Origin of the sequence: Candidatus Colwellia aromaticivorans, from assembly GCF_003333305.1 — a bacterium.
Taxonomy (GTDB): Bacteria; Pseudomonadota; Gammaproteobacteria; order Enterobacterales; family Alteromonadaceae; genus Colwellia; species Colwellia aromaticivorans.
The window spans coordinates 13,867-31,294 of record NZ_QOLD01000003.1 but is presented as its reverse complement, the minus strand read 5'-3'; the positions used below and the strand labels follow the sequence as shown (position 1 = coordinate 31,294).

The 17,428-nt window shown below is 36.3% G+C and carries 10 protein-coding genes; 5 read left to right on the top strand and 5 right to left on the bottom strand.

Features of this window, described 5'->3' with window-relative positions:
* The first annotated feature begins 373 nt into the window (after window positions 1-373).
* Together fadI and fadJ are read left to right on the top strand one after the other, a co-directional pair.
* Window positions 374-1,678 (top strand): acetyl-CoA C-acyltransferase FadI, encoded by a 1,305-nt coding sequence (gene fadI, locus DWA31_RS00150; protein WP_114324662.1) that lies wholly within the window; start codon window positions 374-376, stop codon window positions 1,676-1,678.
* Window positions 1,678-3,861 carry a fatty acid oxidation complex subunit alpha FadJ gene (gene fadJ, locus DWA31_RS00145; RefSeq protein WP_114324661.1) on the top strand — a complete coding sequence of 728 codons (2,184 nt, stop codon included), beginning with the start codon at window positions 1,678-1,680 and terminating at the stop codon, window positions 3,859-3,861. The genes fadI and fadJ overlap by 1 nt, the downstream gene beginning before the upstream one ends.
* Before the next feature lie 1,170 nt (window positions 3,862-5,031).
* On the opposite strand, the gene DWA31_RS00135 is transcribed toward fadJ, so the two are convergent.
* From DWA31_RS00135 to DWA31_RS17075, 4 genes are all read right to left on the bottom strand, one after another.
* Window positions 5,032-5,364, bottom strand: a complete 333-nt coding sequence (locus DWA31_RS00135; protein WP_114324659.1) for a hypothetical protein — start codon at window positions 5,362-5,364, stop codon at window positions 5,032-5,034.
* A gap of 200 nt (window positions 5,365-5,564) precedes the next feature.
* Complete coding sequence (locus DWA31_RS00130) at window positions 5,565-10,253, bottom strand: EAL domain-containing protein (protein ID WP_114324658.1); 4,689 nt, start codon at window positions 10,251-10,253, stop codon at window positions 5,565-5,567.
* Window positions 10,254-10,477: 224 nt separating this feature from the next.
* A complete protein-coding gene (locus DWA31_RS00125; protein WP_114324657.1) occupies window positions 10,478-13,288 on the bottom strand; it encodes an insulinase family protein in 2,811 nt (936 codons plus the stop codon).
* 107 nt (window positions 13,289-13,395) lie between these two features.
* On the bottom strand, window positions 13,396-13,554 hold the full coding sequence (locus DWA31_RS17075; RefSeq protein WP_168427253.1) for a hypothetical protein: 159 nt from the start codon (window positions 13,552-13,554) through the stop codon (window positions 13,396-13,398).
* Window positions 13,555-14,126: 572 nt separating this feature from the next.
* Here DWA31_RS17075 and sixA point away from each other — a divergent pair.
* Entirely contained in the window at window positions 14,127-14,642 is a 516-nt protein-coding gene (gene sixA, locus DWA31_RS00120) for a phosphohistidine phosphatase SixA (RefSeq protein ID WP_114324656.1), read from the top strand.
* A gap of 8 nt (window positions 14,643-14,650) precedes the next feature.
* Here sixA and smrB read toward each other — a convergent pair whose 3' ends face one another.
* Window positions 14,651-15,205 carry an endonuclease SmrB gene (gene smrB / locus DWA31_RS00115; protein WP_210725510.1) on the bottom strand — a complete coding sequence of 185 codons (555 nt, stop codon included), beginning with the start codon at window positions 15,203-15,205 and terminating at the stop codon, window positions 14,651-14,653.
* An 84-nt stretch (window positions 15,206-15,289) separates the two neighbouring features.
* Between smrB and prmB the strand changes: the two genes are divergently transcribed.
* Together prmB and aroC are read left to right on the top strand one after the other, a co-directional pair.
* Window positions 15,290-16,258: a 50S ribosomal protein L3 N(5)-glutamine methyltransferase gene (gene prmB / locus DWA31_RS00110; RefSeq protein ID WP_245942405.1), complete on the top strand. Its 969-nt coding sequence runs from the start codon at window positions 15,290-15,292 to the stop codon at window positions 16,256-16,258.
* Window positions 16,259-16,291: 33 nt separating this feature from the next.
* Complete coding sequence (aroC, locus tag DWA31_RS00105) at window positions 16,292-17,416, top strand: chorismate synthase (RefSeq protein ID WP_114324654.1); 1,125 nt, start codon at window positions 16,292-16,294, stop codon at window positions 17,414-17,416.
* The last annotated feature ends 12 nt before the right edge of the window (window positions 17,417-17,428 follow it).

Here is a 17,428-nt window from a genome sequence, read left to right as displayed (position 1 = left end):
CGAGTTTTAAAGGCTTACATGCGGCGTTATTGATTTTGACAAGGACGCTACATGGATGTAGCTTATTAGAGAATGCAGGAGCATATTCTCCTGAATAACCATTACCTTCAATCAATGCCTTGCCTCTAAGCCTTTTAACTCTCGCTAAGTGGTGCATTCATTAATTCAATTGGTATAAATTAACTTTGTTGTAACAATTTATATAGCTTATGTTTCTTATCAGATGAAAAACAAGTATTGATATTTTTTGATAGTTCGTTAAAATCAAGGTTAACATAAAAGAGGTCAGACCTCTTGATTTTGTTTTATTTCTTGTTTGACTGATTGTTTAAACAAAGTGAAAGTTGAAACCGTTAACCGGAGAAAAATAAATATGTCTATAAAAATGACCACATCAACGGGTGAGCGTATTGCTGTAGTTGCCGGTCTTAGAACCCCTTTTGTCAAACAAGCAACCGCTTTTCATGGCGTACCTGCTGTTGATTTAGGCAAGTTAGTTGTTAATGAGCTATTGCAAAAACATGATGTTGATCCCGCTATTATTGATCAATGTGTTTTTGGTCAAGTGATACAAATGCCTGAAGCGCCAAATATTGCCCGTGAAATAGTATTAGGTACTGGCATGAATGCTCATACTGATGCTTATAGCGTTTCGCGTGCTTGTGCGACAAGTTTCCAATCTACAGTGAATATTGCTGAATCTATCATGGCGGGTTTTGTCGATGTTGGTATTGCCGGTGGTGCTGATTCTTCTTCTGTTGCACCAATTGGCGTTTCGAAAAAATTTGCTCGTACGTTATTAGATTTAAGTAAAACTAAAACCTTAGGCCAAAAAATTGCGCTGATTAGAAAGCTTAGTTTTAAAGATATTCTTCCGGTCGCGCCTGCTGTTGCAGAATATTCTACTGGAATTTCTATGGGACAAACGGCAGAGCAAATGGCTAAAACCTATAATATTTCTCGGGAAGAACAAGATGCTCTGGCGCATCGCTCTCATACGTTAGCAGCGCAAAATTGGGCAGAAGGTAAGCTTACTGGTGAAGTGATGAGTGCTCATAGTGAACCATACAAAAATTTTATAGATCAAGATAACTGTATTCGTGAAAACTCTACGTTAGCAGGGTACGCCAAACTGCCTCCTTGTTTTGATCGTAAGCATGGCACAGTTACCGCAGCGACAAGTACACCATTAACGGATGGCGGTGCGGCAATATTATTAATGCGTGAAGGCAGAGCCAAAGAACTCGGTTATAAGCCGCTAGGCTATATTCGTAGTTTTGGATTTGCCGCTATTGACGTTTGGCAAGATATGTTGATGGGACCCAGTTATGCAACGCCAATTGCTTTAAAGCGCGCAGGCATGGAATTAGCGGATTTAGATCTGATTGAAATGCATGAAGCTTTTGCGGCGCAAGCGTTAGCAAATATGAAAATGTTTGCTAGTGATAAATTTGCCAGAGAACATTTAGGGCGTGATAAGGCGATAGGTGAAATAGATATGGCTAAGTTTAATGTTATGGGTGGTTCACTCGCTTATGGTCATCCTTTTGCGGCAACAGGCGCTCGATTGATTACCCAAACCTTGAACGAATTAAATCGTCGTGGTGGTGGGGTAGGCTTAGCTACGGCTTGTGCTGCAGGTGGTTTAGGTGCAGCTATGGTAGTGGAGACAGATTAATGAATGATAATAAATTAGAAAACAACAGTGCGTTTACCTTAGTTCGTCAAGATAATGGCATTGCCCATTTGGTGATGGATGTTGTCGGTGACACCATGAATACACTTAAAGCCGAGTTTGCTGAGCAAGTTGCTGATGTATTAGCTGAAATTAAAGGCGATGTTTCTATCGTAGGGGTTGTTTTATGCAGTGGTAAACAAGACTCTTTTGTTGCCGGTGCTGATATCAAGATGATTGATGATTGCAAAACAAAGGCAGAGGTTGCTGCCCTTTCTCGCCAAGGTCAAATGATTTTATTACAACTTGAACAGTTAAATGTTCCTGTTGTTGCAGCAATTCATGGTGCATGCCTAGGGGGCGGCTTAGAACTCGCAATGGCATGTCATGCTCGTGTTTGTAGTGACAGTAACAAAACAGCATTAGGTTTGCCTGAAGTGCAATTAGGTTTATTACCTGGTGGTGGTGGAACTCAGCGGTTACCTAAATTAGTTGGTGTACAAAAAGCACTAGATATGATGCTAACGGGTAAACAACTTAGAGCAAACCAAGCATTAAAAGCAGGTTTAGTGAATGATGTAGTCCCTAACAGTATTTTAATTGCAACCGCTGAAAAAATGGCACTTGCGGGAAGCTTTAAACAAGCACCAACATTCAAATCATCATTAGTTAATAAATTTCTTGAAGGCACCTCTGTTGGTCGTAGTATTGTTTATAGCCAAGCGAAAAAGACAGTGTTATCAAAAACGAAGGGTAACTATCCTGCACCCGCTAAAATTATCGATTGTGTGAAAACAGGCATGGAGCAGCCATCTGCGAAAGGCTATCAAATTGAAGCGGAGCATTTTGCAGAGCTTGCGATGAGTGACGTATCAGCACAACTACGTAACATTTTCTTTGCAACTACCGCCATGAAAAAAGAGCAAGGGATAGCTGATGTTATGCCTAAAAAAATAACTAAGGCAGGTGTGCTTGGTGGTGGCTTAATGGGGGGTGGTATCGCTTTTGTTACTGCAACTAAGGCAAAGATTCCTGCACGTATTAAAGATATTTCTCACCAAGGTGTTAGTCATGCAATAAAATACAGTTATGATTTGTTAGCTAAAAAAGTCAAAAGTCGTTTTATTCGCAACAGTGAATTGCAAAAGCAGTTATCGATGATCACTGGTACCATTGATTATTCTGGCTTTAAAGAGGTTGATATTGTGGTAGAAGCAGTATTTGAAAGCTTAGAATTAAAACAGAACATGGTGGTTGAGGTTGAACAACAGACTAAAGCGTCAACGATATTTGCTAGTAACACCTCAAGCTTACCTATTGGAAAAATTGCTGCTAAAGCGGCGCGCCCTGAAAATGTGATAGGTCTACATTATTTCTCGCCAGTAGATAAAATGCCACTGGTAGAAATTATTCCTCACCACTCCACGACAGGAAAAACGTCAGATCAAACTATTTCTACGACAGTCGCGTTTGCTAAAAAACAAGGTAAAACACCGATCGTTGTTAAAGATAAAGCTGGTTTTTACGTTAACCGTATTTTAGCACCTTATATGAATGAAGCTGCTATTTTGTTACTTGCAGGTGAACCCATTGATAAGCTTGATAAAGCCCTAGTTGATTTTGGTTTCCCTGTTGGACCAATGCAATTGCTTGATGAAGTAGGGATTGATGTTGGCGCGAAAATAGGTCCTATATTGCAAGCTGACTTGGGTGAGCGTTTCGCAGCGCCGACCGCTTTTGATAAATTACTTGATGATGGTCGTTTAGGAAAAAAAGTTAATAAAGGTTTTTATTTATACGGTAAGAATGTTAAGAAAGGGCTTACGCACGGATTTAAGCAAAAAGGGAAGCAAGTTGATACAAGTATTTATGCTTTATTAAACATCAATCCTGTTGGTCATTTATCAGCTAATGAAATAGCAAAACGTTGTACTTATATGATGCTTAATGAGGCGGCACGCTGTGTTGATGAAAGTATTGTTCGTAATGCCCGTGATGGTGATATTGGTGCTATTTTTGGTATTGGCTTTCCACCGTTTTTAGGAGGCCCTTTACGCTATATTGACAACATTGGCGCATCATCATTAGTCGAGCAATTAACACAATGGTCACAACAATATGGCGAGCGTTATACACCTTGTGACGCTTTAGTGGCTATGGCTGAAAATAGAACGAGTTATTATTAAGCTTTAATCGAAGGTTATTCTTACGATAATGTAATTGAAAATGCTAACTATAATATACCCAAGTCACTTCAAAATGCAGGATTCAGCTGGAATTAGAAACGTATTTAGGCAAGGCCTTAATTGAAGAGAATGGTTACTCCCTTCTCAAAATCAATAACGCAGTATAAAACGTTTATAAACCAGCCTTGCGGGGATGACTGGGCAAAACATGCTCATCGTTACATCTGTTTTTAATGGAACAACCATTAATAAAAAGATGCGCCTTGATCATGATCCGCTCAGGCATCCTGAAACTCGCATTTTGAAGTGTCTTGGGTATAGGTTGGCGTTTTTTGTTTTAATATCTAGAGATATCTCTTAGCACTTGTAGAAAAATATTTTGACTATAGCTTATTAGTATTTAACTTTTTAATTGTGAATTTTATCCTAAACGATAAGCCTTACCACTGTGCACTTTATGTTGATGCATTAATGATCCGGGTAACGGTAAAAGGGATCCATAAAGGCAGGCAGTTTATTGCCATTGTATTTTCCTGTTGAATAGCCGTAATAGGAACTTTTTTGTTGAATGAACTGGCTGATTTAATTATATTAGCGCCGATTCGTAGGTTAGCTTTAATTAGATAAGTATTTTATTGTTGTGGAAGTATGATGTTGTTGCTTTTAGTGTTGTTAGTCGTGTTTATTAGTGTGCTCTGTGGAGTGTTTTTTTACTGTCAGGCGCTAATAACAGGCTTTGGTTGTAAACGATGGACTGTAGCCGGACTAGTGTTGGGTCCGTTGATATGGCCAATGTTTGCGATGAAAAAGCGAATGCAGTTAAACCGTTTGTTTGGCTTTGAACAGTTGATTTTTAGAGCTTAGATACGTACTTGTAAAATACAAGGTAGTTTAGTTGTTGTGGTTTGATGAGAAAGGAATAAAGTTGCTAACATCCTTGTTAGTAATCTTTTTATATCGTCTAATATAACTCAATATAAATTTTAGATTTGAATATTACTGTCTAAAAATTATTTAAGACCACCAAGTATTAGCGGAAGTCTCTTTAATTTCAATACGAGCGGCAATAGGGTTTGTTTTACTTTTCTTCACCGTAGTTGCACTAAATAAAATTTTAAATAAATTAATCATTATTATTAACCTCTTCGATAGGGTTTGTTATAGGTAGAGTTATATACGTAAAGTGCCACGTCTATGGCTGGTAGGCGATGAGCTTCCATTATCACTGATACGTAAAGTGCCACGTCTGTGGCTGGTAGGCGATGAGCTTCCATTATCACTGATACGTAAAGTGCCACGTCTGTGGCTGGTAGGCGATGAGCTTCCATTATCACTGATACGTAAAGTGCCACGTCTGTGGCTGGTAGGCGATGAGCTTCCATTATCACTGATACGTAAAGTGCCACGTCTGTGGCTAGCTTCTTGTACTTGTAAATCATTAGTTTCAATTGTAGTAGCTGGGGACATTGACATTGCCATTGATAGAATAAGTGAACTTAACATGATATTTTCCTTTTAATTATTTATTAGTAATTTCAGGAAAGTTAGTGCTTAAATTATGCCAAGTTGACGAGTAAAGGTTGTAGCCCTTTAAAAGTGAAGGTTCAGATTAGATTTATTGAATAAATTGTGTTTTATTGAAGTACCGAATCATCACTATAACTGTGATGATGGTTTTTTGACGTTTGTTGTATAAAATAAATTTACCGATTAAATGAGGTCGATTTACTTGTAATTTGATGGGCTAATAAATACTTTTGAAAATGTTCTGTTGCTAGCGGTTTACTATATAAATAGCCTTGTAATTGCTCACAGCGCAATCCAGCTAAAAAACTTAGCTGCTGATTAGTTTCAACACCTTCAGCGACTACATCCATACCCAAGTTATGCGCGATAGTCACAATCGTTGCAACCATATTTCTGCCTTGCTCAGATTGCTCTATATCATCAACAAAGGCTTTATCTATTTTTAATGTGTTCAGAGGGAATTTCTTTAAATAAGCTAAAGAAGAATAACCCGTGCCAAAATCATCAAGCGATAAATGAATACCCATCGATCTTATTTGCAACATAGTATCTATAGCTGCTTGTGGAGAGTCCATTACGGTACCTTCGGTAATTTCAAGCTCAAGATGCTTAGCCGGTAGTTGACTTTCTTTTAAAATATCAGTGATTTGTGCTACTAAATTAGCTTGAGTAAATTGTACTGCCGATAAATTGACTGCGACTCGGCCATCAAATAATCCGGCATCAACCCACTTTTTAGTGGCAAAGCAGGCTTTTCTTAGAACTACTTCTCCTATATGAACAATTTGTCCTGTCTCTTCAGAAACAGGAATGAACACAATGGGGCTAACCACGTCCTTATTAGGTGTTTCAAATCGAACCAATGCTTCCATACCGGCAATTTTTCCTGTAGCAATTTCAATTTTAGGCTGATAATAAACTGAGAATGAGTCTTCCTTTAAGCCGTGGCGAATTAAATTTTCAACTTGTAGACGTTTAACTGCCTGTTTATTCATAGAGTCACTGAAAAACTGGTATTTATTGCCGCCACTGCCTTTTGCATGATACATAGCCGTATCGGCATTTTTCAGTAACTCATGGCCTGTTAATCCATCCTCAGGGAACAGTACAATGCCGATACTGCTATAGAGTACAATTTCTTGATTCTTAAGTTTAAAAGGCTGTGCAATAGTACGCAATATATCTTTGGCAAGAGAGGTTATTGTATGGATATCATTAGTGTCTTCAATAATAATACTAAATTCATCCCCACCTAAACGATAAACGGTATCTTTTTTACTGCTCAGAGTTAACATGCGTTCAGCTACTTGGCATAATATGTTATCACCCACTTGATGCCCCATAGAGTCATTGATTTTTTTGAAGTTATCTAAATCAAATACAAGTAGGGCATGGTTGATATTTTTTTTGACTAACCGAGTTTGATTTGCTTGAAAAAAGGCACGATTGGGTAAACCGGTTAAAGTATCAGAGCTTGCTAATTTTATTAATTCAGCTTCAGTCTCTTTACGCTTTGTTATGTCAGAAAAAACACCAACAAAATGAGATATATTGCCATTTTCATCGTGAATGATATCAATACTTAGATCAGTTAAATATTTACTACCATTAACACGTAAATTTTCTACCTCACCATGCCAGCTGCCTTTCGTTAGTAGGTGTTTTTTGATATTTTGAGAAAAGCTTATAGGATATTGATTAAAGCTTAATGAGGAACCTACCATTTTAGTTTTACTTATACCTGTAACGCGCTGAAAAGCTTTATTGACGTCAACAGCAATAAATTGACGGTCATAAATAACCACTGCATCAGATATGTTTTGGATGCAGCGTGCAAATAATTTCAAACGCTCTTCGGCTTTTTTTATCTGACTTATATCTTTTAATGTACCTGTCATACGGGTAGCATTATTGTTTTCATCCCTTTCAACTATTTTTCCACGATCTAAAATCCAAATCCAACTGTTATTTTTATCTTTAACACGATATGTTGCCTCAAAGTGTTCAGTTTTATTAGTAAAGTGATTGTCTAAGGCTTGTTTGACTCGCTCTATATCATGTTGATGAACATTCGTATTTTCTTTACCCAGACTATTTTTCTCTGAACTACTATTTCGAGTACCATCTTGAGGGAACTCTAAAACCCCCCAGATGTTAGAACGAAATATTTTACCTGTCGCTATATTCCAATCCCACATTTCATCACCACTACCCCAAAGGGATAGTTTTAATCGCTCTTCGCTTTCTTTAATTTGTGAATTATAAAGTTTCTTATTTCGATATTGTTGGATGACATAGGTCAATATGAGTAATGATACTAGGGAATATACGAATAACATACTAGTTGCTAGCCACCAAGGTGGTAGTATGAGTACATTTAAATGGCTTGTTTTTGAATTACTCGGTTGGTGAATGTCGTATGCTTGCACTTCAAAAATATAATCACCGGGACTTAGGTTGGTGTAGGTGGCACGGTTATTATTAATGCCAATATTTGTTGCTGCATCAATCCAATCTTTCTCTAAACTAAGTAAACGATATTTATAACCTAATTGAGATGGCAGTTTTGTGTTGGGTGAAATAAATTCAAAACTAATTGGGGATTGTTTATAGGCTAGTTCCACCTTCTCAATATTGTGAAGCTGTTTTTTTATGGTAAATGAGGACGAGGCGTTTTCTAGATTATCAATGTTTGTATCTATGGCTATCTTTTTATTTGCTACGTATAAATGAGTAAATAGGGGAGGGGTAATACTTTGGCTTATTTTGAGCACATCATTTGGATTAAACTGATAAAAGCCATTTGGACTGCCAAAAAATATATTTCCATTTTTTGCCTTAAAAGAAGTATATTTATGAAATTCAGGATTAAAAATACCAAAATCAGTATCAAAATGCACTGCAGTTTTAGTCTTTGGGATTATAGCCGTTATACCTGTATTTGTTGCTAACCAGGCGTTTTCTTTAGAATCAATTTGAATTGAAGATATATGGTTATCTTTTAATATATTTCCGGTGTTAAATATTTCCATTTGATTATTATGTCTATTAATTAAGGCTATTCCTTGTGAGTCAGAGCCTAACCAAAACCAATTTCCACTGACTTTTAGATTGATATATTGTTCACTTTCATAATTTTTAGGTAAGTTTATTTTAGTGCCTTGAAATGCCTTAGTTATAACATTAAATTTAATTAATTGATTGTCTGAAGAAATTAACCACAAATTGTTTTTAGTGTCTTTTTGTATTTCCTTTATAGTCACATTATCTGGTGCTATATAACTAACAAATGTCTGAGCTGTGGTGTTATAAAAAGTTAGACGGGCATCTTTATTTATATACCAAAGTTCAGTGTTAATCATTTTTATCTGATTGCTCTTTGAATAATATGAATAATTAGCCTTCTCTTGCCATTTGTTATGTTCTACTAATTTTTTTGATTGTGGAAGGTAATTAAAAAGCTGATTATTTTCAGTATAAAGCCAGAGGTTATTATTTTTATCAGCTAGAACTTGTATAATATTTTCTTTTAATTGAATCTTTACTTGTTCTATAGATTTGTTTTTATTAACCTTAAATAATCCTTTTTTGTCTGTTGATAACCAAATTATATCGCCTGATGTTTCAGCGAAAGATCCTACTCGGTAGTTTTTGCCCTTTTGGGTTGTTAAGCCATGACGAAATAAACCTGTTAACGGTGAATATTTATTTAAACCACCACCATAGCTAGCCAGCCACATGGTGCCGTTACTATCACGATAAATATCCATTAACCAATTTTCACTAAGCGAGGTTGATTGAGTGTTATTTTGATAACTTTCAATTTGATCGTTTAGTAGATTGACGGTATTTAAACCACCATGGGTAGCAAGCCATACGTTATTTTCATCAAATTGCTCTATCGCTCTAATATAGTTTGATAGTAAAGGTTGCTTGGTGCTATTTGGTATTTTATTGGCTGTTAAATGTGAAACTAATTGGTAGCGATCATCAACAATAAATAAACCATTATCGGTTGCTAGCCAATATTGATTATCGATAGTTTTTATATCGAAAAGTGATTCTGCATCAATGGTTAAATCATATTTGTTTTGGCTTGTCAGTGAGCCAAGGTAAGTTAAGTTTTTACTCAGTAAATGAATACCGTTATCAAATCCCCCTAACCAATAATTTTGTTGTTTGTCTTGAAAAATAGTTTTTATTTCTCGAATTCTATCATTGTAGTTTTTAATGTTTATACGTTGGAATGTGATTTTTTTTATATCATCATCTACGTTAAGTGTGTGTAAACCTTTCGTTGTTGATATCCAAAGTAATGGTTTAGCTTGATTACTTTTTATTAATTCGTTTTTGTTTTGATAAATGTCCCAAATTATATTATCTCGAAGAGAGTTTTCATCATTTATTTTAGTCGTAAAGTTATCAAAGTTATCAAGTTCATTATTATAGCGACTTAAGCCATTTTGTGTACCAACCCATAAGGTTTTTTCACTATCGATAAATATTTTACGAATTATATTATCAGCAATTGAATGTTGGTTATTGGCATTGTGGCGGTAGGTGACAAAATTATTGCCATCAAAACGGTTTAGCCCATCTTCGGTGGCGAACCAGATAAAGCCTTGGTTATCTTGAGTGATGCCAAAAACATTAGAACTTGATAAACCATCTAAGGTAGATAACTGGCTAAATTTTAATAAATTATTATTCGATTCAATAAAAGTAGAATTAATAGATGTCGCACCTAATTTTTTATCCGCTAACTCATTAAAAGAAAATGCGGTTGTACTGGTTGCAATACATAGCCATATAACAAAATTTATAAGAAGGCTTTTAATGTTTATTGAGTTTAGGTTTTTAAACATCAAACGCACAAAATAAACAGAGGGAAACCTAAAAGAATATGGCAGCACGGTTCAACCTAAATTAAGGAAAATAAAATTATTATTAGTTTTAGTATTTAAACGCTAGCACTAAAAGAACAAGCTTGAAGACACACCATTAAAAGTCATGCTATGTCTTAAGTCAACTTTAGTTAGGGGTTCATTTTTTTACTTAATAACTAATGATAGATCCTTTATCGGCAGCATTAATATTTTCTTTTGCTTTTTTCTATAAAATCATCAACTTTGCTTATTATTTCACCGTTTAATTCGTATTGTATCTTTTGGGCTATAGCTGTATTAATATTTTTCATGGAAGATAAAATAACTCTATCGGGATTTGCTACTGCCATTAATTGGTTTTTGATGAAGCATTTTACTTGCTCAAAGCTCAAGGCTAAAATAGCATTGACGAGTTTTTCTTTATGAGAGAAGGTTAAATCTTTATTACAAATAGCAGCCCAAAATCGCTGACTTTTTATTCTCAAGTTATTATCTTTTTCCTGTAGTTGTCCTGCTAATCCATTGATTAAGTGTAACCAATTATCATCACTTATCTCGGTTAGCATTTCTAAACTGTCAGTAATAAATTCGTCTATTGCTTTTGTTAGCGCTATTGAATCTATGTGTGGTGACTGAATATAAAAGGCAATGCCCGGATAGCGATTAATTGGCACATAGCCTACACCCACTAAATAACCATATTGTTTTTCGGTACGCATTTCTTGAAAAAATAGTGGTGATAATAGATGGCTAGTGACCATAGTTAAGGCAACTAAGTTTTCATCTCTTGTAGGTAACGGAGTATAAACAACACTAGCATGATCATGATCAGGGATCAGCATAGGTAAAATAAGCGTTCTTTTGTTAGTTATGTCTACTACAGGGCATTGCACTGCATGTTTGTTGCTGTAATTATTAGTAAATGCCAGTTTGATATTGGTTACTATGTTAGTTGCATGCTCAATTAGCCAATTACCATGAATTAACACTTCAAGGGTGATTTGTTTAAAAAGCTTTTGACAAAAACTTTGGTAGTGTAGAAAAGTAATTTTGCTTAGCGAATCAGATAACTCATCAGCACTCGGATTATTTGGTTGCATCAATGAGCTAAGAGTGGAAAATAGCTGAGATATTGACTTGCTTTTATCACTATTTTTCCAATGTTTAATGAGTTGTCGCTTGAATAATGTAAAGTTTTCTTCGTTACTATCATGATGGGTTAACCGATAAAGCAGTTTCTCTAATAATCGTGGTTGATTTTCACTAATGCCAGATAGTTGAAGGGTAATCCCTCCTTGATGGGCATATAGATGATAATGAATACCAGCAAGTTCGGCATCGTAATTTTCTTCAACAACAGTATTAGTATAGAGGTCAACAAATAAACGTGTCATCGCTATAGTATCAATACTTTCTATTGAGTAAGGAGAATCAATTCCTAGATAAATATAGCCTTTGGGTACATTAAACGTTGTGTCTTGTTTATACCATACGGCTAAACCACTGCTACTTTCTATTTTTGTAGGTAAGGTGTTGTGATCTTCGTTGTCATAAATATATGGGTTACCTGTGATATATGGGTTAGCTTGTGGCAGAAATAGGGCTTTATTAATCTTTAAATTAGCATTTCTAGGGGTAGATAACTCCCGCCAATATGTTAGCTTTTCTGCAGATATTTTAGTGACTTGGTAAGGAACCTGGTACCAAAAACTTGTTTGTGAAAAACTATTTTCTTGGCTAACATGGATAACGCGCATATTGTCAGCGCTTAAGCAATCTAGTAAGAGACTAATATTTTTATCATCCATACCTGACATAATGTAATCGCCAAAAATATAATCTTCACACGGGTAGTGTTGCATATTAATGACTAGCTGGCTGACATTATCTAAGGGGCTGGTTTTCTCATGATAAGTAAATGACAGCTCGGCAATAGCTTGCTTTTCTTGATAGTAAAAAAGAGGTAGTGTTGCGGACTTTAATAAACCAATATAAGAAAAAACTACCGATATAATTTCATCAATACAGGTTTCGCCTAATTCGGTTAAACTAATACTAATATTAAAATCTTTAAAGTTAGAGCCATTGATGCCAGAGCCAGCGGTTAACCCCATAGCCCATTGGTTTCTTTTTAATGCAGATAAAATACTGCCCGCGCCTTCATGACCAATAAGATAAGCTAATACTGATTCAGGTTTGTCTTGGTAGAATTTATCAATACTTTCCATGGCAAAGCTGATGATCAGCTGATGATCATTTTTAACGGGCTTTACATTAATGTAAATACCTTGATGTTCTGGTAAATATAAAGGCTCGGTTATAGTCGGTAATATTGACTTGTTATTTTGTATCCCGCCAAACATTTCTTTGGCCAACTGCGTTAATTCTATTAATGTTTGCGGGCCTTCTATCGCGAGAGTCATGTAGCTAGCTTGGTAATATAGGTTAAAAAAATCTTTAACTTCTTTACTGATGCTTTCACTATTTCTATCTGCAAGTGTATCTATATTACCGACTGAAAACTTTGAAAAAGGGTGACGTTGATTAATGGTTTCTTTATGAACATCGTATAAGCGGCGAATATCGTCTTTAAGTTTTAACTTAAATTCAGCTTCAATATTTTTGCGTTCTTTGGTGATAAATTCATCTGCTAAAAGCGGAGAGATAAAAAATTGGCTAAAACGATCTAATGCTTCAGTAAAGTGTTGATGATGAATGTCAAAATAAAAGCAGGTATGCTCGGTCGCAGTCCAAGCATTATTACTGCCGCCGTGTTGGCTGATAAATTTTTGATATTCGCTACCGTCAGGGTATTTGTTAGTGCCTAAAAACAACATGTGTTCTAAAAAATGTGCTAATCCTTGCCTGTCATGAGGATCATTAAAATGTCCAACATTTACTGCGAGCGCTGCAGCACATTTGTCTGTTTCTTCATTATGAACCAATAAAACCCGTAAACCATTATCCAAGGTAAGTGATTGATACTCTTTTAAATCATTTGGACTTTGCTTCAACGTTTGGCTCCTAAGCTTATACCCATGTTACTTCAATATGTCGGATTCAGCTGGAATTAGAAACGACTTTAGGCACAGGTTCATAGTTCCAGACTGAACCTAAGTACCTACATCCATGTACGCAAGGATTTGATTGAAGAGAATGGTTGTTCAGGATAATGTGCTCCTGCATTATCTAATAAGCTACATCCATGTAGCGCCATTGTCGAAATCAATAACGTAGCAAAAATCGTTTCTAAACCAGCCCTACGGGGATCCCTGAGCAAATCAGGCTCTTCGTTGCATCTCTTTTTAAGGGATCACCCTTAATAAAAAAATGCGCCTTGATCATGAATCGTTCAGGTGTCCTGAAACGCGCATCTTGAAGTATCATGGGTATAGCAACAAGAATTAATTCAATTGGTATACTAAAAATTACTATTATAATAACAAGTTAACAGTCTAAATTACCTTATGGAATAACTAGAGTCTATATATTCTTAACAGATAATGTAAAAGGCATTTAGATTCTATTACTATAGCCTCAAAATTGACAACTGCGTAAGCATATACCCGTTCCACCTGAAGATGCATGATTCAGCTGGAATTAGAAACGTCTTTAGGCAAGGCATTGATTGAAGATAATGGTTATTCCCTTGTCGAAATCAATAACGCAGAATAAAACGTTTATAAACCAGCCCTTTGGGAAAGGCTGAGTAAATCATATTCTGCGTTACATTTCTTTTTAAGGGAGTAACCCTTAATAAAAAAATGTGCCTTGATTATGAATCACTCAGACTTCCTGAAACGAGCATCTTCAAGTGGAACGGGTATATCTACTTAATGTGCGGGAGAGTAAATGCAAATTTTTATAATGCGACATGGTGAAGCGGCGAATATAACAGGTGATGATTCTTTGAGGCCTTTGACTGACCAAGGGATTCTCGAAGCTAAAATAATGGGACGATGGTTATTACAAAAGACCCCAAAATTGTTAGATGTTTTTGTGAGCCCGTATATTCGAGCGCAACAAACTTGTGAGAATGTGTCTGATTTTCTAATAAAATCTAATCTACTCATGACTCAGCCGAAAACACTCGATTTAATTACCCCGTCAGGTAATGCTCAGCACATGCATGATTTTTTAGACGGTTTACTTAGCCAGTGTAATGAAGTAGATCATGGTGATAAAAATCTAGCAGTATTATTTGTTTCTCATATGCCTTTTGTTAGCTATTTTGTCGCCCAATTAACGGATAAAAACCAGATGCCTATTTTTCCAACAGGTGCCATCGCGGTAATTGATTATGATACTAAGTGCATGCAAGGGCAGTTGCTAGATATTATTTCACCTGCTAAGTTAAATAGTGAATAGTTTAATCATTAATTTCTATTAAACTTATCTTTTAGTTCTACTAAGGCTAACAAAGCACCGTTGCCTCCCCATTCTAATGTTGCTTGATGAAATGCCATCACATCAGGGTGCTGTACTAACCAATGAGGGACTTTATTTTTCAATATTCTTGAGCCAAGGCCATGAATAATACAAATGCATTGGGCATGTTCTTTTTGACAAGCATAAAGTAGCGCGGCAATTTCTTGTTTAGCTTGATGTTGGTCTAAACCATGTAAGTCTAAAATTAAATCAGGGCTATAAAACCCTCGGCGTAAATTTTTGGCTTCAAAACTATTAACATCCGCTCGCACATACTTCATTGGCCCTTGTTTGTTTAAATGGGGTTCAAATTCGTCAGAAAAGTGGAACTGGGCAAAGGCTTTTTTACTGTTTTTGGGCTGAGCATGTGTTTTAGGCTTGCTGACTTTTTTAGCAAAGTGTATGGTGTCCACTTTTAAAGGCTTGATCTTGCCTATTGCTTCTTTAAAAAGTGATTCATCGTTAGCATGTATTAGCTTTTTATTGGTGTTTTTCATTTTCATAGCGGCAGTTTAAAAATATCTGCTAATCTTTACAAGTAATGAATTTAATGAAACAGAATAAACGTAAAAATTATAGGAATAAAAGTGAATAAATTAACCTCAGTAACGAGTCAATTGCATACTATCGCTGATTACTGTCGATATGGTGCAACATTGTTTAATCAAGCAGAATTGTTTTATGGACATGGTAGTGAAAATGCCTTTAATGATGCATATATATTGGTAATGTATGCTTTATCACTACCTAATGACGTAGATGATAGCCTGATGACTTGTCGTTTGATTGAATCAGAAAAGCAAAACGTGTTGGCATTATTTACCCGTCGCATCGAAGAACAAATTCCGGTGGCTTATATAACTAACGTTGCTTATTTTGCTCAGTTACCTTTTTATGTTGATGAGCGAGTATTAATTCCACGTTCTCCTATTGGAGAGTTAATTGAAAACCAGTTTTTTCCTTATATAGCCGCTAATAAAGCGCCCAAACGTATCTTGGATTTATGTACGGGCAGTGGTTGTATTGCCATAGCCTGTGCGAGTTATTTTGATGATGTAGAGGTAGATGCGGTAGATTTATCGATAGATGCGTTAAATGTTGCGCAAATAAATATAGAAAACCACGGTCTTAGTGAACACGTTATTCCCATTCAATCTGATATTTTTTCTGGGGTTGAAGAACAACGTTATGATTTAATTGTTTCTAATCCACCTTATGTCGATCAGCAAGATATTGACAGTTTACCGCAAGAGTATCTCCATGAACCTGAAATGGGCTTAGGTTGTGGCGATGATGGCCTAGATATTGTGCGTGTTATATTGGCGCAAAGTGCACAGCATTTGAATGATGGAGGCTTACTTTTTTGTGAAGTAGGTAACTCAGAAGTACACGTAAAAGCTTTATACAGTGAGGTGCCTTTTACTTGGCTTAATTTTGAACGTGGTGGCCATGGTGTATTTATGCTAACTAAGGCACAATTGGTTGAGTTTTCGGCGGTTTTTACTGCTGCTTTAAATGAGAATATACCCGTTCCACTTGAAGATGCACGGGTATAAATCAAAGAATTAATAACAGACGTTGGAGTTAAAATGTCAGGCAATACTTTCGGAAAATTATTTACTGTTACTTCATTTGGCGAAAGCCATGGCTTAGGGTTAGGTGCTATTGTTGATGGCTGCCCTCCTGGAATTGAATTATGCGAAGCAGATTTACAAATCGATCTTGATAGACGTCGTCCAGGTAAGTCACGCTTTACTACTGCGCGTAATGAAGCAGATATAGTAAAAATCATGTCAGGTGTGTTTGAAGGTAAAACAACAGGAACACCTATAGGCTTGATTATTGAGAATACTGATCAACGCTCTAAAGACTACGGTAATATTGCGCAAAGCTTTCGCCCCGGCCATGCTGATTACACTTATTCGCAAAAATATGGATTACGTGATTATCGTGGTGGTGGTCGCTCTTCTGCTCGAGAAACCGCTATGCGTGTTGCTGCGGGCGCCATAGCTAAAAAATATTTAGCGCTAAAATTTGGCATGAAGATACAAGCCTGCGTGACTCAAATTGGCGAGATTACGGCCACATCTACCAATGGCGAACCACTTGATTTTCAAAATATTGATTGGACTGAAGTAGAACAGAATCAGTTCTTTTTCCCCGACAATACCAAGCTTGAACAATTAGACCAACATTTGCGTGATATTATGCGTGCTAAAGACTCTATCGGCGCAAAAGTCAGTGTAGTAGCAACCAATGTACCCGTTGGATTAGGCGAGCCTATTTTTGATAGGCTTGACGCTGAAATCGCTCATGGCTTAATGAGTATTAATGCGGTAAAAGGTGTTGAAATTGGTGATGGTTTTGCTGTTGTTAATCAAAAAGGCTCAGAGCATAGAGATGAATTATCACCACAAGGTTTTGCTAGTAATCATGCGGGTGGTGTTTTAGGTGGTATTTCTTCAGGACAAAACATCATTGCACATTTAGCATTAAAGCCAACTTCAAGTATTGGTGTGAGTGGTAAAACGGTTGATGTTAGCGGCGAAGCAACGGATATTATTACTAAAGGTCGACATGATCCTTGTGTTGGTATTCGTGCAGTACCCATTGCAGAGGCAATGTTGGCGTTAACTTTAGTCGATCACTATTTAAGACATCGTGCGCAAAATGCCGATGTTGTTTGTAGTACGCCTGTAATAACTGAACAATAAATTAGCATCAGC